The organism is Pseudomonas sp. Z2-11, assembly GCF_054161305.1.
The window spans coordinates 3,449,791-3,475,710 of the sequence record NZ_CP096395.1 but is presented as its reverse complement, the minus strand read 5'-3'; the positions used below and the strand labels follow the sequence as shown (position 1 = coordinate 3,475,710).

The following is a 25,920-nucleotide window of genomic DNA, read 5'->3' as shown; positions in this document are numbered from 1 at the left end:
AGCTCTGTTTCACTTAATTCCTCGCATCCTATCGATCCGCTCAGCTACCCGGTAAGCCGCCTCCAGTTCCGAGCAGCCGGTGCTCTGCATCAGTGTCCAGCGTTCGGCTTTTTCCTCGGGCTCCGTCATGGCCAGGGCGAGATAAAGGCTGGGCGGCACGGCCCTAAACAGCGTTTCGAGCTTCTTCGACAGCACCACTCCTTCAGTGTATTTCCCAGGCTCCTTACTGGCGGAGAGCAGCAAGGCTTTCTGCGCCGGCGTGAGTTTTTTGAATCTTGCGATCTCCTCAATCTCCGCGGGCGGCATATTCAAGCAAATCCACCACTCAATCATGTTGAGCATGGTCTGCGCGGCAGAGGGGAAATCGGCAAGGTTTTGCGTCGCCAGCCAGAACCACGCGCCGAGCTTGCGCCACATCTTTGTCCCCTTGACCACGAATGGCGCCAACAGCGGGTTCTTGGTGATGATATGGCCCTCGTCGGTGACCATGATGATCGGTCGGCCCAGGTACTGGTCGCGCTCGGCAAGATTGTTCACGGTGTTCATCAGGCTGATGTAGCTGATGGACATCTGCGCCTCGTAGCCTTCGCGAGCGTACGTGGCCAGATCGACAATGGTCACATCGCTCTCGGGCCAAGGTGTGCCTTCGCGATCGAACAGTTCACCCTCGAAACCCTGGCAAAACAGGTCCATGGACTCGCCCATTTCCTGGGCGCGCTCACGACGCTTCTCCGGCAAGTGCGTGTCGGCGGCGACGCGCAGCAACGCGTCGCGCACGTCGCGGCTCAGTACCTGGCGCTCCGCTGCGACACAGGTCTGTGCCGCATCCAGGATGCACTCGCGGATCAAGCTGCGATCGGCTCGACTCAGGCGCGCCTCTTCCTTGGCCTCGCCGCCGGTGATCATCAAGCGGGCGGTAATTTCCAGTTCGCCGAGAACATCGCGCTGGTCTTCGCGACTGGCTACCGCCTCATCGTCCAGCTCATCGATCGACAGACTCGCCACCTGATCTGGCTGCTCGACCAGGCGCCAGGCATCTGCGAACGGGGCGAGGCTGATCGCGGTACCAGGTTTCAATTGGACCTTGTTGACCGACAGTCCTTGCGTTGCGAAGTAGTCGCCCTGCAGGCCGAATGAGTTGCCGGCCTCAACGATAAACAGGCGAGGGCGGTACACCGCCATGACCTGCATCAGCAGGGTGACGAGGGTGGCCGACTTACCGGCGCCGGTCGGGCCGAACAACAGCAAATGGCCGTTCATGGCCCGATCTAGTCGTGACAACGGATCAAAGCTCAACGGCGAGCCACCACGATTGAACAGGGTGATGCCCGGGTGGCCGGTGCCGGTGCTGCGGCCCCACACCGGAACCAGGTTTGCCAGGTGCTGGGCGAACATCAGGCGTGTGTACCAGTTGCGCGTGTCGCGGGCCGGGTTGTAAGCCATCGGTAACCAACGCAGGTAGCTGTTGCAGGCGGCGACTTCATCACCTTCGCGTACCGGTTGCAGCCCCGCGCCCAACAGCGCGTTGGCCAGGCTGACCGAGTGCCGGTGCAGTTGCTGTTCGTCGTGACCTCGCAAGTAAAATGCCAGGGTGCCGCGGTACAGCTTGTGCTGGCGACCGATGATCGCACGAGCCTCTTCGACATCCTGACGGGTTTGGGTCGAGGCCAGGTTTTCACCGATGGCTTTGCGGGCCAGGCGGTTCAACTGCTCCTCGAGCACATCCTGCGGCTTGACCACCAGGGTCAGGCTCATCACCGTGCCTTCGGGTAACTGGTCGAACAGCGCATTGACTGCATCGCCCTTACGGGTTTCGCCAGTGAGTTGGCCAATCAGTGGCGCCCGCCGTAGTCTGTCCACCACCATCACCCGGTGGGGCTCGCCATCGAAGTACCAGAGTCCGCCCTGCACATCCGAACGCGGCTCATTGAAAAACAGCCGCTCGGCGAAGTCGTGATCGAAGGGCAGTGCCAGCGACTCACCGTCGCCACACTCCGGATAGGCCGCGCGGCGGTAGAATTCCTCGGGGTCTTCGTCGGTGAGTCTGGGTACCGGATTGAACCAGGGCAATAACCAGGCATACAGACCTCGACCGTCGACTCGCGTCGATTGCACCCCGCATGCCTGCAACGAGGCACCGATTCGTTCGCAAGCCTGTTGCAGGGATTGCACCGGGGCGAGTCCCATCTCCTCAGCGTCAGACTCAAGCCAGCGATAGACCACCAGTCGCACCCGACGGTTATTGCCGCGCCAGGGCAGGCGCGTCACCACCTTATCCTCAAACAGACCACCGGGCTTGGCGATGGCTTTCAGATGACGGCGGCTGAGCTCTAAATACGCCTCGGTGAAGACCGTGCCTCGCGCGCTGTCTTGAATATAATCGGTGAGCCGCGTCAGGTAGGGGGCGAAGTCGTTGTCGTCCTGGCAGAAAAACTGCGCCACCCAGGGCGCTTGATCCAGTTCGTCAAAGCTATCCTGCAGGGCGTCTTCGAGGGCATCGCGGGCGGCCATCAGCCAGTCGGGTTCGCGCCCTTCGGTGCCGACGGGCAGCAACTCGAACACCGCACCCACCGAGTGATTGTCGTCCAGTAGAAAGCATTGTTCTGTATCGAGGTATTCGACCCAAGGCAAGTGGTCAGTGAAGCTGGGGTTGTGCGCATAGAGTGCAGCTTCATCGGCCAAGGTGGCGCGCGGGCGCAATGGGTGGCGCCAGGCTTTCCATGCAGAAGTGCGGTTGCCCGCATCGCTGGTACGCACTACAAGTCTTCCTGACGTTCACCGGGTAATGCGTACTGCACACGTTGGTAGAACGGAAAGACGGTCGAGTAACCAGGAACCGGTGCCTGCTCGGTACCACTCAAATGCGGATACACGTACAGCACCAGATCGGGATTGGGCAGGCGCGGGAACAGGTTACGGATCTCGTTCGCCGCTGTGCGCGTGTACGGTTCCTGGAGAGCCGCGGAGACATCTGCCTGAGCCAGCGGGCGGCGTAACTGCTGTCGAGCATCCAGCAGTTGCTGCTGAGTACCTTGCGAACCGGCGCCGTTCCAGATATCCATCATGGTTTGCTCGCCATGGGGCAGCAGCGTGTCTTTGTCGGTGGAACACCCTGTCAGGACCAAGGAAAACACGCTAATCCAGGTCAGGCGGCGAAACGTGGTTTTTTTCATGGCGAACGCTCCGGCCCTTGGGCTCGTAGTCGATGGTGATCTCATGGTCGAGGTGAAGAGCGACTTGGGCGGCCGGTGGCACGTACACGGCAGCAAAGGCTTCGCCATAGAGCTTGTTGATCCACTCACGGATGTCGCTGACCCCACCACTGAGAATTGAATTCAGTGCGCTATTGCCACTGCTGCTGGTGACCCCGAGCGTACTGCCGCCCGAACCGATCACGCTGCTGTTGTTCTGCTCATCCCCGAGCAAGGCGGCGACACCGGCGCCGGCGGCAGTGATCAAGCTCTGGCTGCCGAGGTACTGTTGAGCGTTTGAGCGGCGCTCACCGGCAATGCAAGGAATGCCATACGGATCGGACAGGTAACCGAGTCCGCCACGAATCTTGTCGGTGTTTGAGCTCTCGGAGGTGGAGGCATTGCGACTGGCTACTGCCTTCGGCTGAGGCACCGTGCGGATGGTGCCATCGGTAAACACAAAGGTAATTGACTCGACTTGTCCGCGTACGCAAGACAGACTCCAGTCACCGGACGCCGTGCCGCTCATTACAGCGCCCGCAACGTCCGGTAGATCGACGCCGTTGGCGGTCAGGTTCTCCGGACCAACCAGCACCTTGAAGGGATAGGGATCATTCACGGTGCCGTCCACTGGGATTCGGCCGATCAGCGCGGTCATGGCTACCGAACCCATCAATGTTGCGTTTTCGGGAATGGTGTAGACCGGCTTCGCGCCTTTGGTACGATCAGCGGAGCGTGTCAGGTCACGTTCACCCTTGGTGACCTCGCGTAACTGCTTCTGGCTGCGGTCGATGGCATTGTCCTTCAAACCCTTCAATGAGCTGAAGGCAGTAGGAAGACTCAGAGCGGAGGCGGTCGTGGTTTTGCTCCGGGCGTCGGTGGGCAGAGCATCCGAGGGCTCAATCCACTGCAGTGCATCATTGGCAGAATGCTGCTCTTCGAACTGAGCACCGTCGCCCGGCTCAAGCCCCAGTCCGATCGGCATATCCTTGCCTTTGCCGGTCAGCCCCGACAACTGTTCCTGCAATTGCGTCAGCAGACCGCGAGCCTGACGACTGTCTTGTTCTGCTTTGAGTCGGGCTTCGTTGGCTTGTCGGCGGCCTTCGTCGACCTGCTGGGTTACGCTGCCAAGCGCGGTCTGGATGCGCGAATCGACACTATTTTCCCGCTCACGAAGGCGGTTGTTCTCCGTCTGCAGCGAATCGTTATGTTTTTTCAGGCCGAGCATGTCGCTGCGCATGGCCTTCACCTGGCCGACCAGGGTGGCAACCGTGTCGCGTGGGGTATCACCCGCAATACCGAGCGACTTGGCCTGCTCGGCGGATAATTGGAGGTTGTCCTGAGCAGGCGGACTGTCTGACGAAGGCGAGGGACCACCCGTAACCGAAGTTTTCAGGATGATGAACACCACGCCTAGCAGCACAGCTGGTACCAGCCATTTGAGCAAGGCGTTAGCTTTCATCGTCAGCACCTCGCGTAATGGGCGGAAGCAGCACGGCGCGTTCGAGGCCGGCACCCTGCGTGACGAGGTAGGCAACCGTGGTGTCTTCAGGGCTGCCGAGAGGCCCAAGGCAAGTATGCTGGAAGGACGCGGCGAACAAATTGGCCTGAAGTTGACGCGGATCGAGTTGCACCTTCGCTGAACTACGGTTGCGCAACTTCACCGCCGTCACCCAGTAATCACCGACTCGCCAGGCGGCGATGGGTGTGCTGGAGACGTTTTCGGTCGGCAGCAGGCTCGGCAATTCGGTGCGCAGCTTGAGCGGTACGCGGCGTACGCCGGGCAGGGACTCCACGGTGCGCAGCGGCGCATACAGGCTCTGTGCAGCGTAGCGCGTCAACGCGACCGGGATTGGCGTATGTTCTGGAATAGGAACGCTGCTGGATTCCGTCTCGGTAGCCTGCACCTGAGCATTCTTTAGAATGCGCACGGGCTCCAGCGGTTGATCACCAGGCGTGGCCGCGATATCCAGCAGGATGATCTCGCCCGTTGTGACCGACTGCAATTGCAGGCGGGTCGGGGCAATGGCTTCCGACGCGCGCAGGTACAGTGTGCCACCGGTTGATTGCACACGCAGTTTGCCCATCAGGGTGGAGGGCATACCGACTCGAACAGCCTCATCGACAAAGACCACCCGCTCCTGATCGATCACCAGTGGCACCGCGAGGGGAAGGCGTTCCCAACGCATCAACTCGACGGCCTGCACTGCTGCTCCCCATGACATCAGTGCGGCGGTGAGTCCGAGGGTAGACATCCGCTTCATGGCTCACCTCCAGGCAGGGAGATTTTTTGCGGAGTGCCCTGATAACAGTCCAGCGCCATCCCCCATTTATTACGCTCGGGATCCAGATCAAAACGCACTACGCGCAATGGATAACGCACTACCACCCGCTTTACCGGTTCGGCGGCGTAATACTCGTCGGCGTTGAGGTCGAGGGTGACCAGCCAGCTGTCCTGATCGAGTTGTTTTACCCTGAGCTCCGGATCTTCGCTGTAGCCTCGGCCCAGAATTTCGTAGACACCACGCACCCGCTGACGCAGTTCGCCAGCGGCCTTGCGGTACTCATAGTCGCCGTCGAGGAACGCCTTGCAGGCGGGTGTCAGGTAGGACTGCAAGCTGTAGATAGCGCGGCGGTAGTCCTGTTCGCCATCCGAAGGCCAGCGGTTGAGTTGCCCAAAGATGTACAGGGCGAAGGCATACACATTCTCTGAGGGGATATCCCACCACTTGCGCGTGCTGCCCGAGCGCAGATCCGGGGGGACATGCACAGTCAGATCGGTCGGTGCCGAGCGCCAGCCATACCAGAGTCCGGCACAGAGCAGGACAAGGGCCATTAGCGCCAGACGTAGGCTGAAAATGTGGGCCTGCTGGGCATCCACCTTGTTTCGAAAGCGACTCATGGTTGCCACCGGGACAGGGCAGGGCGCAGTCGACGCGAACGGCGAACCGTCCAGGCGCCGGAATATAGAATTAAACTTCCGCGGCCCAGGCGCCAACGGCTGGCGAGTATCCATTCGAGTTTGCGGTACAACCAAGTCTCGGGGCGAGCCCGTTTTGCCCGACGCAGTAGCGTGCCACCGACAAATAACACCACCGCCATGGTCGCGATCATGCTGGTGGGCGCCACGGCGATGGAAGCGGTGGCGATCGTCAGAGGAACGCCCAGCACCAAGCCGACGATTGCGCCGAGACCGAGCGCAACCCACATCTCATCATTGGTCAAACCGCGTAGTACGGCAGGATCACGATTGAGTCGCTCCGGCAAAAAGACCAAGGTGCCGTCGGCAAGGCGTTCGATAGTGTCGTTCATGGCGACCTCACAGAATCGCGGCAGCCTTGGTCAGGAACCAGATGATGATCACCACCAACAAGGCACCGATGCCGACCACTGCACCCAAGTCCTTCCAGGTCTTACGCTGATTTTGCACGTCGGCGTACACGGTCAACGAGTGCCAGGCAACCCCCAAGAAAGCGAGTAGGGCGATCAGCAGACCGAGCAGGATGCCGCCATCGTAGGCGTAGTTTTTGATCGTCTCGATCAACCCGGATCCTTCCCCGCGCGAAGGCGCTTCCATGGTGGGGAGTTCGGCGAAAGCCAGGCTTGGACCGAGCACCAGCAGCAGTCCGATCAAGCGTTGGGTCGCACGATCACGCAGGTTGTTTTTCAGAGGGGCAAAGCACTTGAGCATGGCGGCGATCTCCTGGATTAGGACAGGATGAAGAACATCAGAACGAGTAGGGCGAGCAAAACGCGGACGGTGCTACCGCCGAAGGCTCCGAAACGCACACTGCCAGCCGCCCAACCCCGGTAGGCCGTCCACATCACCCAGGCGCACCACAGCAAAGCCAGAACCAGAACCATGGACAGCCACAGCGTCGAACTGCTCTGCGGTGCGAAGCCCGCGGCGTTTTGGAATGCTGCGATCTGAGCGTCAGTCATGCTCATGGCGAGGGCTCCGCAATCGGAGTGTCGAGGCGGTAATCGCCGACCAGCTCATCGGGCTCGCGGGGCTGAGCACGGGACGGGGATAGGTAATTCCGAACACCTTGGCGGATGTGCTGGATGTCATGAATTAGGCGGGGATAGTCGAAGCGATAGCGATCGTCGGGTTCAGCCGTGCTGGCTACCTCCGCTCGCGTTGCAAGATGTTCGAGCGTGTCGAGTTGCCGCTGGATAAGGCTGAGTTGATCCTGCTCAAGAGCCGAGTTGGCATAGCTACTGCCGTGAACGATAGCTAGCGAGAGTAATAAGCAGCGAAAGATGGTAGTCGACATGATCCTGTCCCGAATGGAGCTGGGAGCAGAATCAAGTCAGGGGGCGAATTATTCAGCATTAAACGCGAGGTAGGATGTATCGCTTTTTTGGGGGGAGAACCGAATAGGTTTACACGCACATACATCGGCAATCAATTCGGCGCAAAAGAGGGCTCAGACAGCTCTCAGTCCGAAAAAGATGTGTTTTTCATGAGGCAATGAGTGGGTCGGCTCATGCATAAGGCAGTATGGGTGACGAAGAGCGAATCATCGCTTAGCATTGGAGTGTTCGTTTCTCATTACTCTCACCTGAAGGAAGTTTTCATATGTCTCGTTTGGCTGAATTTCGTAAGCTTGAGCAACAACTCGCCGAACAGCTCGCAGAGCTTGAGTCGATGAAAAGTGATTCCGGCTTGAAAAAAGAAATGGAGTTTGAGAGTAAATTGCGGGCATTGCTTGGCGAGTACGGCTTCAGCTTGAAGAACATCATCAGCATCCTGGACCCAGAGGCTGGCCGTCGTTCCTCGGCACCGATAGCAGCCCCTGTAAAGCCAGCTCGTAAAGCTCGCGATGTAAAAATTTACAAAAATCCGAACTCTGGTGAGCTGATCCAAACCAAGGGAGGTAACCATCGCCAGTTGAAAGAATGGAAAGTCGAGTTTGGCGCGGACGTCGTAGAGTCGTGGCGTACTCAGTAAGATCGGCTTGATCAGGGCTTTGCAAGGGCCCTTTTTTGCTACTGAGGATGCTGAATCCTCAGTGCGAATCTTGGTCCCACTTCTGCACCCATTTTCAGAGATACTTCTTAAATGTCGTTGCCGTGATTGCTACTGTAATGCCAAGCATTACGGCACAAGGCAAAAATACAACCATAGGATTGAGCGAAAAGGGCAGGGATAGGTAGATAATCCAGGGCACAAGCAATAGCGGTATCACTCCTCGTTTAGCGCGGTGATAGACGAAGCTACTCTCTCGTCCAGCACCAAATTTGCGCAGGTCGCGACGCATCAGACCATCGATAAAACCGGTGAGAGAGGCCAGCAGAAACAAGGGTGTGGCCAGAACCAGAATGGTCAGGCGCACCACGAAGGTAAAGGTCACATACACCGCCGCCAGCACTAAATCTTCAATGCTCACGTATAGCTGGTTGATCCACCCCCAGAAGCTGTTACCCATGCTCGATACCCGCGCCTGCTGGGCAAAATCTGCAAAGCCAGTTTTGACCAGTAGCCACTGATTGATTAAATCCAGCCACTGGATAATCGTTGGCCCGGGCTGTTGGATGAGCAGTGAACATTTGAAGTGCTCGCTGAGCCAGCCTAACTCACTGTTTAGCATGGCCTGACTATGCCGCCAGCCTTGATCACCCCAGAACAGCAGCAAACCAGCGAACTCGATCAGGATCGAGAATAGCAAAGAGGCGATTAGCAAACCGATGACGCGCAATACCAGGCTGATCGTCGAGATGATCAGTCCGGTACGCTGGATCGGTTGTGGTGGCATGTTCTGGGCGGAAGTCGCCATCGTTCACTCCATTGCATGCCGCCGAGTTAACGCCGTCATGGCGCTTTCCGGTGTGGTTGCTGAATTTGAACCTAAGTCAGGATTACCCCACCTGGTCTAAATCGAAGTCAATTGTTGGCCCACCACCGCTTGCGCTCCACCATTGCCCCGCCTGCTCGTTGTAAACCGCCCGCATCCGTTGAGTAAGCTCCTGCAGGTCCTTGGGCATTGCGTCGTCGTTGGAGGATTTTGGCAACGGCATGCGGACTTTCCAGAGCTGGCCACCGGCCTGAAAGGAGAACATTTGGCCCTTGGGCAAACTGACGATGTGAGCCGGTTCGATCAACGGCACGCTGGCGCTACTGACGCGGTCCTGCGAGGAGGACGTGAAGTCGGTATTGGCTTCTGGATCGGAGGTGTCGGTTGCACCCGATACCAGGGTTCTGGTTAGCACGTTGACCTTGGGCAACTGCTGGGTGAGCAGCTCCGCGGTGGCGGTTTCGCGTACGCGGAGCATCTGCAAGGTATTGAAGTTACCAATCACCTGGCCGGCTTTGGCGCGGTTACCAATGCGTGCTTCGATATCACTGAGGGTTTGAGTGTAGGCCGTCACCTGGATGCCGGCGCCACCGCCTTTGTTGATTAGCGGAATGAACTCATCACCCATCAACTCGTTGAACTCATCGGCATGCAGGTTAATCGGGAGCTTGTCACTGTCACTGCCGCTGCGTGATGCGGGCAGGCCGTGGTCAATGCCATGTTTGTAGATGTGGCCCGCAACCGAAACCAAGTCGGCGAACATGGAGTTGCCCACCGCGGCGGCCACCTCGGCGTCGGTCAGTGCATCCAGACCGACATAAACGATGCCGCGTTTTCGGATGATTTGCATCCAGTCGAAAATTGGCCGCGGGTCATCTAAATCGGTGTAGTTGGGCGCCAGTAGTTGGGCGGTCTTGCCGGTGGTGAGTTTCTCCAACAGTGGCAGTAGCGAGGCAACGATTTTGTCGAAGTAAGTACGGTCATATCGTACCGCCGAACGCAGTCCGTCCATTACCGGATCAAACACCCGTTTCGCCGCCAGGTATTGTTCGATGGCCACCACGCGCTTTTCGCGCCCGATCATATGCCGGGGAATGTTCTTTTCGGTGAGTTTGCCTTCAAGCTGGACGATCACTTCCCACGCCCTCAGATCGGTCTTGGCGAAAAACTGCTGGGCGTATTCGACGAACAGCGCGTCGATGTTGACCACGTGTCGCTGGATCTGCAGGTAGTCCGGACGCCGGCCCAATTCGATCAGGGCGCGGGCGATGATGTTGACGAAACGCCAGGCGAACTCGCGGAAGGCCGCCGAGTTGCCTTCACCGCTGAGCTGCCCGGCGATGCGTGAGGCCACTTCCGAAATGCGTCCGAAACGTCCCACGGCGTTGTAGCGTGCGGAGATCTCCGGCCAGCCCAGATGGAAAACATAAAACTCCTTTCCCCGACCAGCGCGTTTGGCTTCGACGTACATCCGTTTGAGCAGGTCGGCATCGCCCTTCGGGTCGAAGACGATGACCACCTCATGGTCGACACGGTGAATGTCCTGAGTGATGTACACCTCGGCGAGTCGAGTCTTGCCCACACGGGTAGTGCCCAGCACGAGGGTATGTCCGACCCGTTCACCCAGCGGAAGACTGACTTCTGTTTCGTCGGGCTCAACCCCATGTAACAGCGGCGAGCCCCCAACCGGTGGTAAAGGCCGCATCGGATTAAAGACGCTGTCCCAGGCTGTGACACGCGCTAATGTAGAGAGTGGAAACGGTGCATGTTCCAAGCGATGATCGAGACCACGGGCCAGACGGTAACGGGGAGGTTGGTCGACATAGTGCGCGACAGCTGGATCCTGTGCCTCGACCAAGCGTTGGGTGTGCAGGCGGGTCCAGCGAAAGCCACGGCCCATAAACAAACGTTTACGGCTAACTGGAATCTGTCGGCTGGTCAGTTCATAGCGAGGCAGCCGGCGGATATTGCGCCGATAGCGCAGCACCTCCCAGGCTTGTCGCAGGCGGATAAGGCCGAACAGGGTATAGGCCAGCGCCGCAGCCAGCCCGATCTCGGGTGAGAGGGCCACAGCCCAGGGCGAGTACACGCACAACACCGCGGCGGCGATGCAGATCGCTACGGTGTACAGCTCCACTGCTGGCCGGAGCTTGGACTCCATCGCATGCTCGGCCATGACCTGACTCACTGTTCCAATGAGGTGGCGGTGATTAGGACGGGGTAGTGCTCAATCTGCAGGCGTGTGGCGATGTCGTTGCCGTTGACCGGCAGGATGGTGATGTCCGGAGCGGCTGCTCGAATTCGGGCCAAAGCTTCGGTATCGGTTACTTCAACGGCTAGACCGGCCGCGCCCATTTCCTGTAGTTCAGTCGCGCGTTGACGCAACCAAGTCAGTGACTGGAGATCCTCACCCACCAGGAAAAATGGCCGTAAGCCCGGCATGTTCAGGGCGCGAGACGTGATTTGGCCGGGGCTCAAGTGAGAGCTGCGGACGGGTAGTATCCATGCTTCATCGGCAAAAGTGGACAGGTCCGCATGCATGGTCCGATTAGGCTGGATCTCGTTGTTTATTGGCGGCCTGGCGACCTGAAAATGGAGGCGGGTGAAGTCGCTAGGCTGATCCCCGGCTACGGTCAGTTCCGGCTGGGCGAAAGGAGCCAAGAGCAGAATGAAATAGCAGATAAGGCGTATTCGCTTCATGGTGGTGTGCCCTGCTTGAAAGAAACCTGCAATCGTTTGAGTTGTCGGGAAAAGCCGGCGCGGTAACGCGCGGCCGGCGTTCCTCCTGCCGGGCGGTGATAGCGGCCGGCAGCTGACACCCAATCACCGGTAGCGGCGTGATGCTCCTGCAACAGCGCGGCAGTCACGGCGAGATTTCGGTAGGGATCTAGGGCTTCGCAGGGACTGGAAAAATGTTGTCCGTGATAACCCAGGTTGGTTTGCCCAAGTCCGACATCCACCCGCTTGGCCTCCTGCCGGGCGAGCGCCTGAAGTAAAGCGTGACAGGCTGTCTGCCGAGTGGCGAAGCGGTAGGGTGTTCCTGCGATATTCAGTGTCCAGGGCCAGGGCAGCAGCCGACCGCGGACGTGGATCCCACTCTCCTGCAGAGCAATTGCGAATAACACCATGGAAGGAATGTCCGCGTTATGCGCTGCCAATTGGTAAGCAGGGGGCGGAAGTTCATCAGCCTGGACGGCGAGCACCGTCAGCATGAGTGCAATACCGCTCAATCGAGGCGTTGCCATTGTCCATTCACCTGCTGAAGCGTGGCGGGCAGTGGTCCTGGGGCACCCAGGCTGAACCAGCGACCACGGTCATGGTTCAAGGTAATCTGCCGACGCTGAACGTTGGCTGGATCGATGCCTGCTTGCCGAGCCCAGCTACGGACGCGTTCATCCTCGCCCTGGCTGCCCACTAGGTAGATATCGAAAGCCATGTCGCTGCTTTGCAGAAGTTTCGCTTGGGCGTTGCACGCCGCGCAGTTGTCCTCTACAAACAGGGCCTGTCGCGGTGCGACCGATGAGTTGGCAGGGGGCGGGGATGCCATACCCTGGATCGGCAGCAGCCCGGGGAACAGCTTGGCCCAGGCCGCGGTGTAAGCGTTTTGGTAGGCCAACTCGCGTTCGGCGCGTTTGGCTTCCAGCGCTACCTGCAACTCCGCATAGCGTTGACGCTCTTGGTCGGTCTCCGCCTCGACGCCGAGCGCAGTCAGCGGATCGAGGTTCGGACTCCAGAAACCGCGCGGGCCGGCTTGAATCTTTTCGAAGCGCGTCCACTCTTGCTCCGTCAGACCCCAATTTGTCGCCTGTTCGGAGTTAGAACGTCCCAGGGGCGCGGACTGTGTGTTCTGAGCCCGTGACTGTGTCGGGACGGGATTGGCCATCGCTGCGATTGTGGTCAATAGAGAAACGAGACAGACGACGGCGGGGAGTAGCGCTCTGTTCATGATCGCGTCTCAAGGGAGTTGTACGGTCTGGTATGGCTGAGCGGCCACAGCGAAGACGGCCGCGTTCGGCTCCAGCACTTTCAACTGCCATGTGCCGAGCTGCTCGCCGTTGTGCAGCAACCGGATATCGTCGAGCGAGCGACTATCAGGAGGTGAGACGGCCAGAAAGCGCTCGCCACCGCGGTACTCGACGCTCAGCACCGAAAATGGCGGCAGGAGCGGGGCAGGCTTGGGCTGAGCGGTTTTTTTCGGCTTGGCCGTGGAAGGCGTCGGTGGTGGGGGTGGTGGCTGGCTCTTGAGGTCCAGGAGTTGTTGTTCGACGTGCTCAAGTCGTGCGCGTAGCGTGATCATGTCGGCTGCGGTGGCACGGTCTGCCATACCGTCGCGTAGCTCCTGTATCTCTTGCGCCCATTGATCCAACATCGGATCGAGGGTATTGGCCTGTTGCTCACCGGTATCGACCATTTGCTTCAGGTCTTTCAGTGCGTACTGCAGGTTTTCCTGTGCGTCCATGAGCGTGTTTGAGTCACGTTGCAGGGCGTCCAGAGTCTGCAAGCGTTGGGTGTTCGCATTCTCCAGCTCGGTCACACGTTGATACTGGTTATACCAGCCACCACTCAGCCCGGAGACCGCCAGACAAAGGGAGCCGACAATGAGAGTTTGAAATGTCGAGGCTTTCATGGGCGTGCCTCCGACTGATGGGACGAGGTTGGTGTGACCCTCACCGTGCCAGCATCATTTTTCTCCCGTTCGAAGCAGACCGAACGGCTGACCTCATCGGTCGTGAGTTGCCATGCGGGGCCAGCCAGCGCTTGTAGCGCGTTGCGCAGTGAGATCGGGCCGAGCCGGTAATGGGCGGCGGGCAGAGGCCGGGTAAACAGCATTTTTACTGGTTCGGCGGCAGGGCAGAGCGAATAACCCGAGCGCTGCAGCACGTAGTGCATCGCTTCCTGTACCGAAGGATTCAGGTTGGACGGAATGCTCACGTCAACGATTTGAGCGAGAAGATCACGTTGTTCCGTGGTGGGCTCGGTGCTGACCAGTGTATAGCGGCCATAGCGGAGTTCTGACGGATGGCTTTCGTCGGCCGGGCTCATCGATAACTGGGGCCGATTGTAACTACCGTCAATCTCTGGATTAGTCGGTAATGGGTTTGGGATTTGCGCGGTGCAGGCACTCAACAAACCCAGCAGGCAGACAGGCGTGAAAAAACGCTCCATGGAAAAAACCTCATGTCAGATTCAGTGCAGAACCTGACATGAGGTGAAGGAGCGATTCAGTGAGGAAGTTGATTCAAGGTGGATCGTGTTAACACTGAACTCGTTGCTATTCATCAAAAATGGCTAGCCCATCCAAGACGGCAGCGTCGGGGTCGAAGATCAACAACCTCACATCCGCCAATGCCGCCAGATACAGTACGTTGACCAAGGCCTCCGGCGTACCGGCGTCGAGCTGCTCTTGCCTCAGCGACGAGTAAGGATTGCCCTCGATCTGCACCAAGTTATCGTCGGTCCAGGGCGTGCCGATCAGCTTACATCCGACGCCATTGCAGTCTGGCAGGGCAAAGGGTTCAAACAGCAGTCCGGTTGGCTTGGAGTCGAAACCGCCAACCCGGCTTTCCAAGTGGCGCAGTGCTTCGTCAGTGAGGTGTGCGGTACTGATCTCCCAGGCTCGACTGTAGTGTCCTGTGTCGAAGTTCAAACGATGGGCCATGGCTTGGGCTTCTTCCTGGGAGTACAGGTCACCGACATGATGTCGCTCGTTGAGCATTTCGCCCGTCACGGCATAGATGACTTGCCGCACCAGTCCGGTGGACTGGAAACATTCTTCCAATTCATCCGGAATGGATTGGCCTTCGCTGATCAAGGCGGCGTCGTCATTGAACACGCAGGGAAACAGTTCTAACGCATCGTCGAGTAGATGAGCTTGTGACTCGTGTATGGAGCGAAAGCAGGGAGGGCAGTCGTTTGCGTAGGTGATCAGTAGCAGCCGTTCGATAGATAGATTGTCATAGCCGCGAACGAATGGGTTTGAGGCCCCTAGCATCGCTGGGGTTTGGGTAGTGAAATTCATGAGTATTCTCCAGGATGAAAATGAACAAGGCGCCCGAAGGCGCCTGTAAGGGTTAAAGCCAACCGTATTCGGCAAGAGAAAGTGGGCGACCTTCACCCACGATGAAGTGATCCAGTACACGAACTTCGATCAAGTCCAACGCCGCTTTCAACCGTGCGGTCAAGGCGCGATCCGCCAGGCTGGGTTCCGTGCAACCGGAGGGGTGGTTGTGAACAACAATGGCGGCTGCTGCGTTATGTGCGAGGGAGCGCTTGACGACCTGGCGGGGATAAACGCTGGCGCCATCGATGCTCCCGTGAAAGAGGATTTCGAATGCCAGAACGCGATGGCGGGCATCGAGAAAAATCACACCGAAAACTTCATGCTCTTGTTGCGCAAGATGAAGTTTCAGATATGAGGCCACGGCGTCAGGTGACGTCAGGTTCGGGCCGCGGGTGAATAGCCGGCGATCCAGAATGTGCAGCGCCTCGTCGATCAGCTGGTTTTCCTGGGCGATACGATCAGCTTCGATATCCGAGGTTTCAATCAGGGTGAGTTGGGTGCTCATGGGGAACTCCGAAGGGAACAATCCGGGGGTACACACCCGAGGGGAGTGGTGTCCCCGAGGTGGATATAGAGTCACGGGCATTGCCCGATGACGCGCTGTTTACAGCCGAGTGAATCGGTGGCGTTGTCCGTGCAGGTGTGAATCGCAACCGTCGCAGGGCAATGGAGAGGCAGTTCTTATACCCTGGCCAGTTTCGGGGTCGAAGTCGGCACTGATGGGCATTAGCCGAACCAGCCCAAGATGGAGGCCGACGATGCGTTTCTCGATCTCATCTGTCGTGTAGTAGAGCGATAACGTGCTGTAGTCCTCGTAAGCCGCAGCGAACAGGCAATCGTCGCAAAGCCAGAAGGATTCCATATCGCTTCTCCTGTGCTGATTGAAGAAAAGGCGCTCGATTGAGCGCCTTGATGTAAACATCGTGAATTGTTCAGGCGGACTGAACAGTACGTGTAGCGACACGGCGGGCCGTGCGGGGAGTGGGTGCAGATTCAGGTTCTGTCCTGGATTCTGTTGGGTTGTGGGTATCCTCAGCTTCGGCATCAGCCGACGTTGGGGATGGCTCACTGTTTGGCGTTTGCTCAGCAGGTGCTGTTGCCTCCTGCCTGGCAGGCGCTTTGTACTCGAACGTGCCGTTGACCTTGATCCAGTCGATGTACAGCAGACGACCTTTCAGGCTGGCGCCCGGTTGGCCTTGTTTATCGCCTTTCTCATAGAGAAATGGGTCAATCCACAGGTCGCCGATACGGAACGACAGCAAGACCTTTTTCTCGGCTTTGACGGCGTCCATATAGAGGCGAATCAAACGTTCAGCTTCGCCCCCTGCGACTTTGCAGTCGAAGCGGGTGTACTCGACCGCATCGGTGGCACCATGCAGAGCGGCGATATCGCAGGCCATGAACGGCTGGCCGCGGCGGACTTGTACTTCACGGACACGGTTGAGGTAGCCGATGCCGACGGTGTGCAGATTGAAGTAAGTGGTCGCTTCTTGGGATTGGTTGGCGTGGGCCATGGTGGTTCTCCTGTTTCAAGGGAAAACGGCGACGCACAGCCCCTGACGGGGAAGTGAGTCCCGTCAGGGTGGGTAAAATGAAGGCGAACGATGAACGACTCGTCACCGGCAAGCCGATGACTATCAGATCGATGCGCCTGGAGAATAGGGGGCAGCAGAGGAGAAATCCGCAGCATATCTGCGGACCTAGGGTAGTGGGCATTCATCACCGCTGAAGCGGCAATCGTGCGAGCCTCCGAATGCTGATCGCACTTGAGTAAACCACCACCAGCGTGGCGTAGCCTTGAAGGTTCAAGCTACCTGGGCTGGGCTGTCAACGACAGCGAACCACACCCTTTATATAAGCCTGTCACAGGGGAGCGTCAAGGCGCCGCAACCCGATTTTTATGGCCGGAATTCAGTGGCAATCACTGGACGGAAGAAAGTGAAGAGTAGGCCTGGCAGGGTGCCAGGCGAGGAATAAAAAAAGCCACCTTAGGCGGTCTGACGCAGTCGACAAGCTCCTCGCAAAACTTGATTTAACTGCGCCATGATACGCCAACCGACCCTTATCGTGGCCTGGGTCGGAATACGCTGGCACGCATCCGCGCACAAAGGGTGCCCAATGTTTCCCCGGCGGGCTCCGGGACTGAATGCGATCGCCGTAGCGGATGACCGCTGATGCCTGGCAGAGGCAACAGTGGTCATCCGCCACATTGATCCGGTCGAGCACAAAGCGGGAATGAAATTTCGCAGAAGAGAAGGCTCCGAACTCTAAGAGTCCGACCGAGCTACCCGGAGCGAATCGGTCTTGGGTCGCCGTAGCGATGATCCCGAAGCACTACAGCAGAATGGGTGTGACGACGTCAAGCCAGTGGGTGAAGAGGTTATTTGCCACTGAGATGAGCGGCCAGCTGTTCGACGGTCGTCAGGATAAAGGCACGGTCGCTTTCTTGAAGGCCGCTCAGCAGGCCTGCGATCATCTGGCCCTGGTCGTTGGGGCGACTGCTCGACTCCGTCAGCAGTTCATCCATCCGGCAGTCGAAGATGTCCGCCAGTTGCATCAGCTTGACCACGGAAAGCTCCACCACACCCCGCTCAAGGCGCGAAATGGCTTCGCTGCCGATCCCCAGCCGTTCAGCCACCTCTTCCTGGGTCAGATTACGCTGAGTGCGGTGCTTCGCGATCATGCGTCCAATTTGGGCTTGGGTTGGATGTTTATGTGCCAAGTGATGAGTTCTCCAATTCAACCCGAATGGTTGAGCAAAGACCCATTGACATGAACATCCTTAACGGTTGAGTATCGACTTAAAGGGTTGTTATATTGACTGAAATAGCTGTTTGTCGCGACGTGACATCTATTCCTCCAGGAATCAGAGGCCGAAGTGACCAGCGAGAGTGAGCGCTCTGATAGGGCCATAGGGGGGAAAGGTTGAGCATGGATGAGCAGCGAGAGCACGACATGGACCTGATCTGGGATCGAACACTGGAGCTGTTCATCAAGATTCATGACTGCCCTGATAACCCCGAACACCGCGACAGCCTTGTTCACTGGCTTAACGAAGATCCTGCTCACCTGAAAGCGTTCAACGAGCTGGGGCAGATATGGATAGCGACAGGCATCGCCTTGGCCCGTGAAATCGGACGACCGCTAAGCGACTTGGAGAAGGAGCAGGAGCAGGTGCCGTTGATGATGCACTGACCCGTACATCAACCCCAAGAATCATGTGAACATCCCTGGTGCCTTATGGACGACGTATACCTTTGCTGATCGGCAAAGTGCCTTTGCAGTCCGGGTACTGGGAACATGACCAGAATGGTCCTGATTTTCCCTTGCGCCTGAGCATTGAGGCATTGCAATTGGGGCAAGTCGACCCGGCTTCGACCGGTACCGACAAGGTGAGTGCTCCGCAGTTTGCGATCAGTTGCGTAATCCAGTGCGCCTGCTTGGCAACGAATGCATCCAAGGTCAGACGTCCCGCTTCGATTTCATCCAGCGCTTGCTCCCAGATCGCTGTCATACCCGGATCGGCGACTGCTGCGGGTACCGCTTCGATCAGGGTATGGGCCGCTGCGGCGGCCGTTAATGCACGTTTTTTCTTCAGCAAGTAACCGCGATCAATCAACCCCTTGATAATGCCGGCTCGCGTGGCTTCGGTGCCGATACCGGTGGTGTCCCGAAGTTTCTGTTTCAGGCGTGGGTCGTTGACCAGCTTGGCGACGTTTTTCATCGCCTTAATCAGATCGCCCTCGGTGAGCGGTTTGGGCGCAGCGGTGCGCATGGACTTGAGTTCGACGTCGTCCACTGCGCACTGGCTACCCTGTTGAAGGGCGGGCAACACCTGGGTCTTTTGACCGGGTTCATCGTCTTCGGCGTTGTCGGAGAGTAAGCCTTTCCAGCCTTGGACGAGGATCTGTTTGCCAACAGCAGACAAACGCTCGGCGCCGCACTCCAGTTCGACCTCGGTTCGATCAAACTCGTGAGGCGGCAGAAATTGCGCGAGGTAGTGGCTACGAATCAGTTCGTAGACTTGGCGCTCTTGTTCAGACATCCGCGCAAGGTTCGCCGGCTCGGTGGTGGGGATGATGGCGTGGTGCGCGGTGATCTTGGCATCGTTCCATGCTCGTGAGCGCAATGATTGATCGATGCTTCCGAGCGCTGGGCGTAACGCGGGATCCATTCTGAGCAGGGCGTCGAATACCGCGGCTACCTCGTTGAACATGCTCTCTGGCAAATAGCGGCAATCGCTGCGCGGATAGCTGGTGGCTTTGTGGGTTTCATACAAGGCTTGGGCGATGTTCAGGGTTTCCTGAGCGCCGAGTCCCAACTTGCGTGAACAGATTTCTTGCAGTGTGCTTAGGTCGAAGGGCAGGGGTGGCGCTTCGCGCAAGTGCTCAGTCTGCAGCGAGACTACGGTGGCGGTCTTGCTGCTGGAAATCGCTTGGACGGTCTGGCTGGCAAGGGCCTGCTGCAGGCAGCGCCCGGCTTCGTCACGTCCTGAGCTTGGCGGTATCCACGACGCGTTGAAGGGTTGCCCCATTGAAGACAGGTGCACATCCACCACCCAGTACGGCACAGAGACGAAGCTGGCAATCGCGCGGTCTCGTTCAACCACTAAGCGCAAAGTGGGCGTTTGGACGCGTCCAACCGACAGCACGCCGGCATAGCCCGCCCGCCGTCCTAGGAGGGTAAACAAACGACTGAGATTCATACCAATCAGCCAATCGGCGCGGCTGCGGGCGAGGGCTGAGTGATAGAGCGGGAAGGTCTCCTGACCGGACTTCAGCGAGGACAGTGCTTTGCGAATCGACGCCTCGTTGAGTGCGGATAACCAGAGGCGCTCAACAGAACCACGATAGTTGCAGAGCTCTAGTAACTCGCGGGCAATCATTTCACCTTCGCGATCGGCGTCGGTGGCGATGACGACGGTGGTAGCTTCGCTGAGCAGCTGTTTGATGACTTTGAACTGCGCGACAGTCTTGGGTTTGACCTCAACCCTCCACTGCGCGGGAATGATCGGCAGATGATCCAACGACCAGGTTTTGTACTGATCGCCATAGGCTTCAGGTGGGGCCGTTTCCAGCAGGTGACCGATACACCAGGTGACGGTTGTCTCGGGTCCGATCAAGCAACCATCGCCACGTCGGCTGGCTCCGAGAACCTTGGCAATGTCACGACCTTGGGAGGGTTTCTCGCAGAGAAAAAGACGCATAGAACTGCTCCGGGTTGAGTTCGGAGCAGCGTTGTTGGAAACAGCAGTGGCGAGCTATGAGAAACCTGAATGGCAGATTCCTCATATTTGTCGGTGAGCGCAGTCTCGATTGGGGGCGAGGCTGCTACGTTGTAGTCGCGTGGACGACAGTGCTTCACGAGCAGTGAGTAATAACAGGCTAAGAACTTCGCGCAAAGGCGCAATTTTTATGCCTCAAGTCAGTCATGCCGATGGTGGCTGCCCTCTGCGCTTTTTGGACTTCGGCGCAGGCGAGCTGGCCTGGTCTGTAGCCTGCCCGACGGGAGCCGCAGACGAGGCTGATTCACTTGAGCGCTCCCGCATGACCGCGTTCTGCACGCGATGAGGCAGGATGCCGACACGACGCGCCTCGATCTTGAAGGTGACCCGCGCATTGTCTTCACTGTCCTCCCACTCATCGCGCACGGTGCGACCTTCGACCAACACGCGCATGCCTTTCTGGTACAGCGTGCTCCAGTGTTCAGCCTCGCGGTGCCAGAGCTCGACCGGCGCCCAATAGCCGCCTCGATCCTCATAGCTGCCATCGCGTGGCACGGGGTTGTCGAAGTACACATTCAGGCGCAGCAAACGCCGTGGCTCGTCATTGCCTGACTGGAACTCCTGGAACTCTGGCGCACTACCGATGTTGCCTTCGCCGACGAAAAAAGTACTCATCGTGATATCTCCGCTGCTGGTGTGAACTGGCGCAGCAGCCGTTCGGCGCTGGCCATTTTGATCGCGCAGGTTGAAGCCTGACGGTAGAGCGAATGCACCACACTCATTTGTAGGTTCAGCGCAATACGCTCGCATTCGAAACGATGCAGTCCCTCGCGTACGGACTGCGGCAGGGCTTTGTTGGAGACCTGGCGTTCCCAGACCGCAACGCCCATACGGGCGAAATCGCGGGTGCGCCATCGCAAAAAGGTGCTGCGCGCACTGGTGTTTTGCAGCACCAATCGAATATCCAGCAACGAGTAAGGCGGTTGTCCGGCCTGATGCGCCACAGCCTCCATGAGGCGACATAACTGCGCCTCGGTTTCCCTCGCCACCTGCGCCAGGTATTCCAGCTCCCCCTTACCCTTAAAAGGTTTTAAAAGGCCTTTTAGGGAAGTAGCGTGTTCGAGGTGTCGATAGGCATCCGGCGTGAGTGTTTCGAGGGGGATTGGCTGAGTCGAGATAATGGGCTTCATGCTTCGTCCTCCGACTCATCTACTGTCGCAGATGGCTCTGCCGCGTTCTCCGCCAACGCGTCAGCGTCATCCACTGCCACAGCACCACGACGAACGATGGGCGGCGCGAACTGGGAGCGGCGATGCCCCTCAAGGATGTCCGTAGGGGGTAAACCCATTCTCTCGATTGCCGCCAGAGCACGAGCGTTGTTCGCCGCCATGTCATCACGGGTAACGCCAGCATGCCGATAGCGCTGCGCCTGACCGAACAGGCTGCGCAGCAGATGGGCGCCGTCGTCGATCCAGGCTTCCATGTCTCGGCGGCCGATCAAGGCGGTGTGATGGGCCAACAAGGTATGGCGCACCAAGGTGTCGTAGTCTGTCAGCAGGTAGACGGCGAGGAAGCCCATCTGGCTGCCGATGTACAAGGGTAAAGTGACGGGGTGGATGTTGAGGTTATCGCTCATGTCGATCTGCGTCGGCAGCTCTTGTCTGATCCGGTCCAACTGACGGGTCAGTTCCAGCATCCCAGCCTTGGCCTGCATCAATTTTTCTTCGAGCTGCACGATCGCCCAGTCGGCATAAGGATCGTCCTGCGCTGCGGCCTGTTTGATCAGGTTAGTGACGCTGATGTAGCCCGCCATACCCATGATCGAGTGGACGCCTTCGCGTGCGGTTCGACCTTGCCAAATTCGGGCGGCGTGGTGCGTGTGCAGGGTCAGGGTGATGCTGCTGCGCAATGAACCCAGGTTGAGCTGATAGTGATCGGCCACGGTGTTGTCCTCGCATAGGCTTGGACGGAAACGTTGCGACAGATGATGATCAAGGACAGCCGAAAAGCTGAATGCGGTCTGTTCGGTTTGGTTCGAAATGGTTGATTTAGAGGCGCTCGACAATGATGCCAGTGGCATCAAATCTACTGACGTCCAGGGCGTTTGCCACGTAGCTGGCGCAGTTCATCCAGGCAGGCTTGGGCGAGGGCAGAGGCGGGTTCACCCTTTTTCCTAGGTGGGCGTGAAGGAGTGGGTCGCGGTTCTGTCATGGGTAATGATTCAGCCTGACCCGCCCATGGGTGGAAATCGCCTCTGAGCGCCCGCTGGATCAGGCCCATCAGATACGCCGCGGGTTTGCGGACGCTTCCTGCCGCACATCGCGCGCCCGCTTCGTTGAGCACCGCCTGCCGATCTGCTGGTTTCAGCTTGGTCAGCGTCACGGTGACGGCCTGACGTTCGCTCGGACTCAGGTGTAGTGGATCGGGCCAGTGCAGGTTATCCACTGCAGGGGGCGCGCGCGGTACCGTACAAATACTTTCTTTTAATACAGTACAGGCGGCATTCGGATTCCGAACGGTGCCGGAAACATGGGCGTTCAGACCCGGTTCGGAATCCGAACGAGGTTCCGCACGATTCCGAACGCGGTGATCGCCACCCAGTTCGGAATCGTGTAATGCTTTATCGGTCGCCTGACCCAATCCTTGTTGTGTCCAATGGTCGCTCCAACTGTCGAGCCGGGTGGGGAGTCGACCCAAATCGATATCGGTGTCCTGACGAATTTCTTTCAAAACATGCTGAGCGACAATTCGCACAGCCTTGGTCGCATGAGAGAGGGCATGTCCGACCAGCTCCAGGTAATCCTGATCCAGCTCCATGGCTTCGGCGGGGGTTAACGGCTCATCGTGCAGGACGTACAGAGAACCTTGCAGGCGCCCGCTGAACTGATCGCGGCCACGACTCACCAAACTGAGCCAGCGGGTCAGCCTGAGCATCGTCAAGACGCGAGCGATGGTTTCACGGGAGGCTGACGCACCGTAGGGTACGCTCGACAGGTAAGGCTGCAGATCTTCATAGCGCGGTGTGACCACACCCTGGCCCTGCAGCATGAGTCGAAATACTTGCCATGCATTACGCTCCAATGGCGTCAGCCGACTATCCAGCAGCAGTCGACGCGGCACGACTTCGTGAGATTGGCCACTGAACAAAAAGCCCGCCTGCAGGGCCTGGTTGGAAGGAGGTTCAGTGGTGGGGCGTGAGGGCCAACGTTCACTTAATTGCTGGGTGCATTGCTGCAGAACACGCTGCCAGCGACTGGAAGGGGCAGTGTTCATGTTCCGTTGCTGTAATGATCGATCTGCTGCCAAACGATGGTCAAGCTGATCTGTTGCTCCTCCGCCAACATCATCATGGCGTCGAGCTTATTCTCAGCACCGTCCTGATCGCGTAGCTGGCACCAACGCTGCCAGAGTGCATGTTCCTGCGCTTCGCTCAAGTTCTGGGGGCGGCCCTTACGGGTTTCTATCTTGAGCAGACGTCGGCGCAGGGCGGTTTCCGAATGCGCCAAACCGAAGTACTGATACATGATGGTACTGCTGGCACCGAGCTTGAGCGCTCGGTTGATCAGGCGCTCGTTTTGTTCGTCGCGTTCGGCCTGGTCGATCAACCGATGCAGCACCGGCGAATCAATCTTGACCTCAACCCAGGGGACGGTGGCATGGGCCAGGCGTGACAGTGTGGTCGGCGGTAATGATTGCAACAGGTAGATGTCCTCTTCACCCAGTCCGAGTGCTTTGCAGCGTTGCAGATTACCCAGGCGCAACTCGTGAAGGACTTGAGTCAGCATGGCCTGGTTGAGCACATTGAAGGACAGGTTCATGGCAACTCCTTCATTGAATCGTCTTCATGAGTAAGCGTTAGGTCAATCAGACGACGGGCCAGACGGATCAGGCGATACAGTTTAATTAACAAGCTGTCGGGCAGTCGCTCCAGCCCTACGTCCACGGCGGGACGATCTGTCAGCGGGAGTTGATAGACCCCCAACAACAGCTGCCCGAACAGAGCTGAGGGCAATTGCTTGCGATCCTCCCAGTTCACTTCGTCTTGGGCACGCAGCAGGGCCAAGAGCAACAGGTGAACGCCGGCCGCACGAGGGGCTGCAAGATCAAGCTGCTCGATGCTGAGGGCGAAACCCAGGCCGTGCTTTTGGTCGATGATGCTCTCGGGATGTCCGGCATAGGCCGCCATTTCCCGAGCCAAGCCGGCAATGGCTAAACGCAGTTTTTCGGGGGTATCCAGAGTTGGTGCGATGATCCAGATGTCGTCGATCGGGCAGGTTGCGACGGTCTGTCCTGGTTCGGATGCAGTGGCGCGATCAATCTGTTCGCGGATCTGCTGGACACGTGACGGAGGGCTGGCTGCTGATACCAGGGTCGTTTCGGGCAGCGTGAGCTGCTCCTCTCGCTCTGTTCCGGTCTGCTTCCTGGTATCAGTTGATTTGGAATGCGGCTTGGAAGGGGGAGGCTCGGCCGCGGGCTCATCGACGCTCGGCAGAAGGTTGTTCTGCGGCGGCGTGACGACCACGCCGGGCGTCTGGATAACCCGTTGGGTATCGCCCAACTCCAGGGCCAACATGCGGTAGGTCTGTCCGAGTAAGCGACTCATGCGTTCGAGCAGTTCATCCTGGAATCGCTCAAGGTCGAAGGACTCTGGGTCGGCATCAAATTGCCCTAAGGTGTCGAGCCAAAACTCGGGAAAAGCGATGGCGTCGGTTGGATAACGATTCCAGGTTCGTTCAGCCTGGCTACGCAGACCGATCAGGCGTTCTATTTTGGGTTTGCCCAACCCGGCGTATAGGGTTTGTGGAATGGCGGGCAGTAAATGTTCAAGGGTGTCCAGCATCCGGCTGATGTGCGACTGCGAAATCGGATAGCCTCCAACGGCAAGACGTCGCGCCAGCTCGCGTTGCGAGAGTGTTGCTCCATCTGATTCGAGCATGGTCTTGAGTTTGGCCACTGCCAGAGCTCGTTCGATGAAGGTGAGCTGACCGTGCAGGTCGCTTTCGGCCAGATGGCCGAGCAGGGTGGTGACTTCATTGCTCCAGGGGCGGAACAGGCAATGAAGGCGAAAAAAACGCTCGTCGCGGGTTTCCTGCCATAGCTCGCCGAGAATCGCCAATCGCGTATTACCGCCGTTGCGGATTATGAAATAGGTTTCACCCGGGCGGCGGGTAATCGGCGGCGGTTGATCCAGCCCGCGTTCACGGATCGAAGCTTTTATGTCGCCATACAGCGGATTGCGGATGAAGCGTGGGTTGTGTTCGTAGGGCCGCAACTGCTCCAACGTGACCAGCATGGGAGTGTCGATGACTGGATCGGACAGTCGCTCCAGTTCTGGACCCCGAGGAAAATGGTCTTGGCGCAGTTTGTCGGTGATCTCCTCCTGACTGAGCTTCTTCATTCGAACAGCCCCAGTTAACGCCGGTTGCGTAAATGGTCACCGACCTCGAACTTAACGATCTCGGCTGTTCCGGAGCTTTCGAAATACCGAGACAGTTCCGCGAGAAACCATCCCATGGCCGTGCGCCCACGCTGCAGGCGAAAGACCACGGTGCAGTATTCCTCGCTAGGTGGATGATCTTGTCGAATGGATGGCTGAACGACGATGGGAAAACGATCCAACATCAAAGAACTCCTCGCCAAACGCTG

Annotated in this window: 31 protein-coding genes; 2 read left to right on the top strand and 29 right to left on the bottom strand. The window is 58.3% G+C overall.

What is annotated here, in order from left to right; translation table 11 throughout:
- Positions 1-9: 9 nt before the first annotated feature.
- Genes M1E16_RS15335 through M1E16_RS15295 form a run of 9 tightly spaced genes read right to left on the bottom strand, consistent with a single transcriptional unit; the run spans position 10 to position 7,468 of the window.
- Positions 10-2,757, bottom strand: coding sequence for a conjugative transfer ATPase (locus M1E16_RS15335; protein ID WP_458127761.1), 2,748 nt, complete (start codon positions 2,755-2,757; stop codon positions 10-12).
- Positions 2,757-3,173: a TIGR03751 family conjugal transfer lipoprotein gene (locus M1E16_RS15330; protein WP_458127760.1), complete on the bottom strand. Its 417-nt coding sequence runs from the start codon at positions 3,171-3,173 to the stop codon at positions 2,757-2,759. The genes M1E16_RS15335 and M1E16_RS15330 overlap by 1 nt, the downstream gene beginning before the upstream one ends.
- Positions 3,136-4,653: a TIGR03752 family integrating conjugative element protein gene (locus M1E16_RS15325; protein ID WP_458127759.1), complete on the bottom strand. Its 1,518-nt coding sequence runs from the start codon at positions 4,651-4,653 to the stop codon at positions 3,136-3,138. The genes M1E16_RS15330 and M1E16_RS15325 overlap by 38 nt, the downstream gene beginning before the upstream one ends.
- Complete coding sequence (locus M1E16_RS15320) at positions 4,643-5,455, bottom strand: TIGR03749 family integrating conjugative element protein (RefSeq protein ID WP_458127758.1); 813 nt, start codon at positions 5,453-5,455, stop codon at positions 4,643-4,645. The genes M1E16_RS15325 and M1E16_RS15320 overlap by 11 nt, the downstream gene beginning before the upstream one ends.
- Complete coding sequence (locus M1E16_RS15315) at positions 5,452-6,093, bottom strand: PFL_4703 family integrating conjugative element protein (protein ID WP_458127757.1); 642 nt, start codon at positions 6,091-6,093, stop codon at positions 5,452-5,454. Before M1E16_RS15315 ends, M1E16_RS15320 begins: the two co-directional genes overlap by 4 nt.
- The gene (locus M1E16_RS15310; protein WP_458127756.1) at positions 6,090-6,503 is read right to left on the bottom strand and encodes a TIGR03750 family conjugal transfer protein; all 414 of its coding nucleotides are present in this window, start codon (positions 6,501-6,503) and stop codon (positions 6,090-6,092) included. Before M1E16_RS15310 ends, M1E16_RS15315 begins: the two co-directional genes overlap by 4 nt.
- Positions 6,504-6,510: 7 nt before the next feature.
- Positions 6,511-6,882 (bottom strand): TIGR03745 family integrating conjugative element membrane protein, encoded by a 372-nt coding sequence (locus M1E16_RS15305; RefSeq protein WP_046062015.1) that lies wholly within the window; start codon positions 6,880-6,882, stop codon positions 6,511-6,513.
- A 17-nt stretch (positions 6,883-6,899) separates the two neighbouring features.
- Positions 6,900-7,139 carry a TIGR03758 family integrating conjugative element protein gene (locus tag M1E16_RS15300; protein WP_458127755.1) on the bottom strand — a complete coding sequence of 80 codons (240 nt, stop codon included), beginning with the start codon at positions 7,137-7,139 and terminating at the stop codon, positions 6,900-6,902.
- Positions 7,136-7,468 (bottom strand): integrative conjugative element protein, RAQPRD family, encoded by a 333-nt coding sequence (locus M1E16_RS15295; protein WP_458127754.1) that lies wholly within the window; start codon positions 7,466-7,468, stop codon positions 7,136-7,138. Before M1E16_RS15295 ends, M1E16_RS15300 begins: the two co-directional genes overlap by 4 nt.
- A 305-nt stretch (positions 7,469-7,773) precedes the next feature.
- On the opposite strand from M1E16_RS15295, the gene M1E16_RS15290 reads away from it, so the two are divergent.
- Positions 7,774-8,145 (top strand): histone-like nucleoid-structuring protein, MvaT/MvaU family, encoded by a 372-nt coding sequence (locus tag M1E16_RS15290; protein ID WP_027912517.1) that lies wholly within the window; start codon positions 7,774-7,776, stop codon positions 8,143-8,145.
- 94 nt (positions 8,146-8,239) lie between these two features.
- Here the strand turns inward: M1E16_RS15290 and M1E16_RS15285 are convergent, their stop codons facing one another.
- From M1E16_RS15285 to M1E16_RS15230, 12 genes are all read right to left on the bottom strand, one after another.
- On the bottom strand, positions 8,240-8,971 hold the full coding sequence (locus M1E16_RS15285; protein ID WP_458127753.1) for a TIGR03747 family integrating conjugative element membrane protein: 732 nt from the start codon (positions 8,969-8,971) through the stop codon (positions 8,240-8,242).
- Between the two features lie 82 nt (positions 8,972-9,053).
- Entirely contained in the window at positions 9,054-11,165 is a 2,112-nt protein-coding gene (gene traD, locus M1E16_RS15280) for a type IV conjugative transfer system coupling protein TraD (RefSeq protein ID WP_458127752.1), read from the bottom strand.
- Between the two features lie 8 nt (positions 11,166-11,173).
- Positions 11,174-11,689 carry an integrating conjugative element protein gene (locus M1E16_RS15275; protein WP_458127751.1) on the bottom strand — a complete coding sequence of 172 codons (516 nt, stop codon included), beginning with the start codon at positions 11,687-11,689 and terminating at the stop codon, positions 11,174-11,176.
- A complete protein-coding gene (locus M1E16_RS15270) occupies positions 11,686-12,234 on the bottom strand; it encodes a lytic transglycosylase (RefSeq protein WP_458127750.1) in 549 nt (182 codons plus the stop codon). The genes M1E16_RS15275 and M1E16_RS15270 overlap by 4 nt, the downstream gene beginning before the upstream one ends.
- Positions 12,216-12,935, bottom strand: coding sequence for a TIGR03759 family integrating conjugative element protein (locus tag M1E16_RS15265; protein ID WP_458127749.1), 720 nt, complete (start codon positions 12,933-12,935; stop codon positions 12,216-12,218). The genes M1E16_RS15270 and M1E16_RS15265 overlap by 19 nt, the downstream gene beginning before the upstream one ends.
- Before the next feature lie 9 nt (positions 12,936-12,944).
- Positions 12,945-13,616 carry a chemotaxis protein gene (locus M1E16_RS15260; RefSeq protein WP_458127748.1) on the bottom strand — a complete coding sequence of 224 codons (672 nt, stop codon included), beginning with the start codon at positions 13,614-13,616 and terminating at the stop codon, positions 12,945-12,947.
- On the bottom strand, positions 13,613-14,155 hold the full coding sequence (gene pilL2, locus M1E16_RS15255; protein WP_458127747.1) for a PFGI-1 class ICE element type IV pilus protein PilL2: 543 nt from the start codon (positions 14,153-14,155) through the stop codon (positions 13,613-13,615). Before pilL2 ends, M1E16_RS15260 begins: the two co-directional genes overlap by 4 nt.
- A gap of 106 nt (positions 14,156-14,261) precedes the next feature.
- On the bottom strand, positions 14,262-15,008 hold the full coding sequence (locus M1E16_RS15250) for a DUF5983 family protein (protein ID WP_458127746.1): 747 nt from the start codon (positions 15,006-15,008) through the stop codon (positions 14,262-14,264).
- 52 nt (positions 15,009-15,060) lie between these two features.
- Complete coding sequence (radC, locus tag M1E16_RS15245; protein ID WP_458127745.1) at positions 15,061-15,555, bottom strand: RadC family protein; 495 nt, start codon at positions 15,553-15,555, stop codon at positions 15,061-15,063.
- Between the two features lie 99 nt (positions 15,556-15,654).
- Positions 15,655-15,912 (bottom strand): hypothetical protein, encoded by a 258-nt coding sequence (locus M1E16_RS15240; RefSeq protein ID WP_458127744.1) that lies wholly within the window; start codon positions 15,910-15,912, stop codon positions 15,655-15,657.
- Between the two features lie 70 nt (positions 15,913-15,982).
- A complete protein-coding gene (locus M1E16_RS15235; protein WP_458127743.1) occupies positions 15,983-16,564 on the bottom strand; it encodes an STY4534 family ICE replication protein in 582 nt (193 codons plus the stop codon).
- Positions 16,565-17,430: 866 nt separating this feature from the next.
- Positions 17,431-17,772, bottom strand: coding sequence for a helix-turn-helix domain-containing protein (locus M1E16_RS15230; RefSeq protein ID WP_458127742.1), 342 nt, complete (start codon positions 17,770-17,772; stop codon positions 17,431-17,433).
- A gap of 233 nt (positions 17,773-18,005) precedes the next feature.
- Here M1E16_RS15230 and M1E16_RS15225 point away from each other — a divergent pair, with 233 nt between their 5' ends.
- Positions 18,006-18,245, top strand: a complete 240-nt coding sequence (locus M1E16_RS15225) for a DUF4880 domain-containing protein (RefSeq protein WP_458127741.1) — start codon at positions 18,006-18,008, stop codon at positions 18,243-18,245.
- A gap of 43 nt (positions 18,246-18,288) precedes the next feature.
- Here the strand turns inward: M1E16_RS15225 and M1E16_RS15220 are convergent, their stop codons facing one another.
- The 8 genes from M1E16_RS15220 to M1E16_RS15185 form a co-directional block, all read right to left on the bottom strand.
- On the bottom strand, positions 18,289-20,256 hold the full coding sequence (locus M1E16_RS15220) for a DNA topoisomerase III (protein ID WP_458127740.1): 1,968 nt from the start codon (positions 20,254-20,256) through the stop codon (positions 18,289-18,291).
- A gap of 222 nt (positions 20,257-20,478) precedes the next feature.
- On the bottom strand, positions 20,479-20,949 hold the full coding sequence (locus tag M1E16_RS15215) for a single-stranded DNA-binding protein (protein ID WP_458127739.1): 471 nt from the start codon (positions 20,947-20,949) through the stop codon (positions 20,479-20,481).
- A complete protein-coding gene (locus M1E16_RS15210; protein ID WP_458127738.1) occupies positions 20,946-21,464 on the bottom strand; it encodes a DUF3158 family protein in 519 nt (172 codons plus the stop codon). The genes M1E16_RS15215 and M1E16_RS15210 overlap by 4 nt, the downstream gene beginning before the upstream one ends.
- Positions 21,461-22,216 (bottom strand): PFL_4669 family integrating conjugative element protein, encoded by a 756-nt coding sequence (locus M1E16_RS15205; protein ID WP_458127737.1) that lies wholly within the window; start codon positions 22,214-22,216, stop codon positions 21,461-21,463. The genes M1E16_RS15210 and M1E16_RS15205 overlap by 4 nt, the downstream gene beginning before the upstream one ends.
- A gap of 143 nt (positions 22,217-22,359) precedes the next feature.
- Positions 22,360-23,547, bottom strand: coding sequence for an STY4528 family pathogenicity island replication protein (locus M1E16_RS15200; protein WP_458127736.1), 1,188 nt, complete (start codon positions 23,545-23,547; stop codon positions 22,360-22,362).
- Positions 23,544-24,092: a DUF2857 domain-containing protein gene (locus M1E16_RS15195; RefSeq protein ID WP_458127735.1), complete on the bottom strand. Its 549-nt coding sequence runs from the start codon at positions 24,090-24,092 to the stop codon at positions 23,544-23,546. Before M1E16_RS15195 ends, M1E16_RS15200 begins: the two co-directional genes overlap by 4 nt.
- The gene (locus tag M1E16_RS15190; protein WP_458127734.1) at positions 24,089-25,672 is read right to left on the bottom strand and encodes a ParB family protein; all 1,584 of its coding nucleotides are present in this window, start codon (positions 25,670-25,672) and stop codon (positions 24,089-24,091) included. Before M1E16_RS15190 ends, M1E16_RS15195 begins: the two co-directional genes overlap by 4 nt.
- 14 nt (positions 25,673-25,686) lie before the next feature.
- Positions 25,687-25,896 carry a hypothetical protein gene (locus M1E16_RS15185; protein ID WP_434604119.1) on the bottom strand — a complete coding sequence of 70 codons (210 nt, stop codon included), beginning with the start codon at positions 25,894-25,896 and terminating at the stop codon, positions 25,687-25,689.
- Between the last annotated feature and the right edge of the window lie 24 nt (positions 25,897-25,920).

Coding starts and splice junctions, on each gene's coding strand:
- M1E16_RS15330 (WP_458127760.1), bottom strand. CDS start 3,173: ATGAAAAAAACCACGTTTCGCCGCCTGACCTGGATTAGCGTGTTTTCC.
- M1E16_RS15325 (WP_458127759.1), bottom strand. CDS start 4,653: ATGAAAGCTAACGCCTTGCTCAAATGGCTGGTACCAGCTGTGCTGCTA.
- M1E16_RS15320 (WP_458127758.1), bottom strand. CDS start 5,455: ATGAAGCGGATGTCTACCCTCGGACTCACCGCCGCACTGATGTCATGG.
- M1E16_RS15315 (WP_458127757.1), bottom strand. CDS start 6,093: ATGAGTCGCTTTCGAAACAAGGTGGATGCCCAGCAGGCCCACATTTTC.
- M1E16_RS15310 (WP_458127756.1), bottom strand. CDS start 6,503: ATGAACGACACTATCGAACGCCTTGCCGACGGCACCTTGGTCTTTTTG.
- M1E16_RS15305 (WP_046062015.1), bottom strand. CDS start 6,882: ATGCTCAAGTGCTTTGCCCCTCTGAAAAACAACCTGCGTGATCGTGCG.
- M1E16_RS15300 (WP_458127755.1), bottom strand. CDS start 7,139: ATGAGCATGACTGACGCTCAGATCGCAGCATTCCAAAACGCCGCGGGC.
- M1E16_RS15295 (WP_458127754.1), bottom strand. CDS start 7,468: ATGTCGACTACCATCTTTCGCTGCTTATTACTCTCGCTAGCTATCGTT.
- M1E16_RS15290 (WP_027912517.1), top strand. CDS start 7,774: ATGTCTCGTTTGGCTGAATTTCGTAAGCTTGAGCAACAACTCGCCGAA.
- M1E16_RS15285 (WP_458127753.1), bottom strand. CDS start 8,971: ATGGCGACTTCCGCCCAGAACATGCCACCACAACCGATCCAGCGTACC.
- traD (WP_458127752.1), bottom strand. CDS start 11,165: ATGGCCGAGCATGCGATGGAGTCCAAGCTCCGGCCAGCAGTGGAGCTG.
- M1E16_RS15275 (WP_458127751.1), bottom strand. CDS start 11,689: ATGAAGCGAATACGCCTTATCTGCTATTTCATTCTGCTCTTGGCTCCT.
- M1E16_RS15270 (WP_458127750.1), bottom strand. CDS start 12,234: ATGGCAACGCCTCGATTGAGCGGTATTGCACTCATGCTGACGGTGCTC.
- M1E16_RS15265 (WP_458127749.1), bottom strand. CDS start 12,935: ATGAACAGAGCGCTACTCCCCGCCGTCGTCTGTCTCGTTTCTCTATTG.
- M1E16_RS15260 (WP_458127748.1), bottom strand. CDS start 13,616: ATGAAAGCCTCGACATTTCAAACTCTCATTGTCGGCTCCCTTTGTCTG.
- pilL2 (WP_458127747.1), bottom strand. CDS start 14,155: ATGGAGCGTTTTTTCACGCCTGTCTGCCTGCTGGGTTTGTTGAGTGCC.
- M1E16_RS15250 (WP_458127746.1), bottom strand. CDS start 15,008: ATGAATTTCACTACCCAAACCCCAGCGATGCTAGGGGCCTCAAACCCA.
- radC (WP_458127745.1), bottom strand. CDS start 15,555: ATGAGCACCCAACTCACCCTGATTGAAACCTCGGATATCGAAGCTGAT.
- M1E16_RS15240 (WP_458127744.1), bottom strand. CDS start 15,912: ATGGAATCCTTCTGGCTTTGCGACGATTGCCTGTTCGCTGCGGCTTAC.
- M1E16_RS15235 (WP_458127743.1), bottom strand. CDS start 16,564: ATGGCCCACGCCAACCAATCCCAAGAAGCGACCACTTACTTCAATCTG.
- M1E16_RS15225 (WP_458127741.1), top strand. CDS start 18,006: ATGGACCTGATCTGGGATCGAACACTGGAGCTGTTCATCAAGATTCAT.
- M1E16_RS15220 (WP_458127740.1), bottom strand. CDS start 20,256: ATGCGTCTTTTTCTCTGCGAGAAACCCTCCCAAGGTCGTGACATTGCC.
- M1E16_RS15215 (WP_458127739.1), bottom strand. CDS start 20,949: ATGAGTACTTTTTTCGTCGGCGAAGGCAACATCGGTAGTGCGCCAGAG.
- M1E16_RS15210 (WP_458127738.1), bottom strand. CDS start 21,464: ATGAAGCCCATTATCTCGACTCAGCCAATCCCCCTCGAAACACTCACG.
- M1E16_RS15200 (WP_458127736.1), bottom strand. CDS start 23,547: ATGAACACTGCCCCTTCCAGTCGCTGGCAGCGTGTTCTGCAGCAATGC.
- M1E16_RS15195 (WP_458127735.1), bottom strand. CDS start 24,092: ATGAACCTGTCCTTCAATGTGCTCAACCAGGCCATGCTGACTCAAGTC.
- M1E16_RS15190 (WP_458127734.1), bottom strand. CDS start 25,672: ATGAAGAAGCTCAGTCAGGAGGAGATCACCGACAAACTGCGCCAAGAC.
- M1E16_RS15185 (WP_434604119.1), bottom strand. CDS start 25,896: ATGTTGGATCGTTTTCCCATCGTCGTTCAGCCATCCATTCGACAAGAT.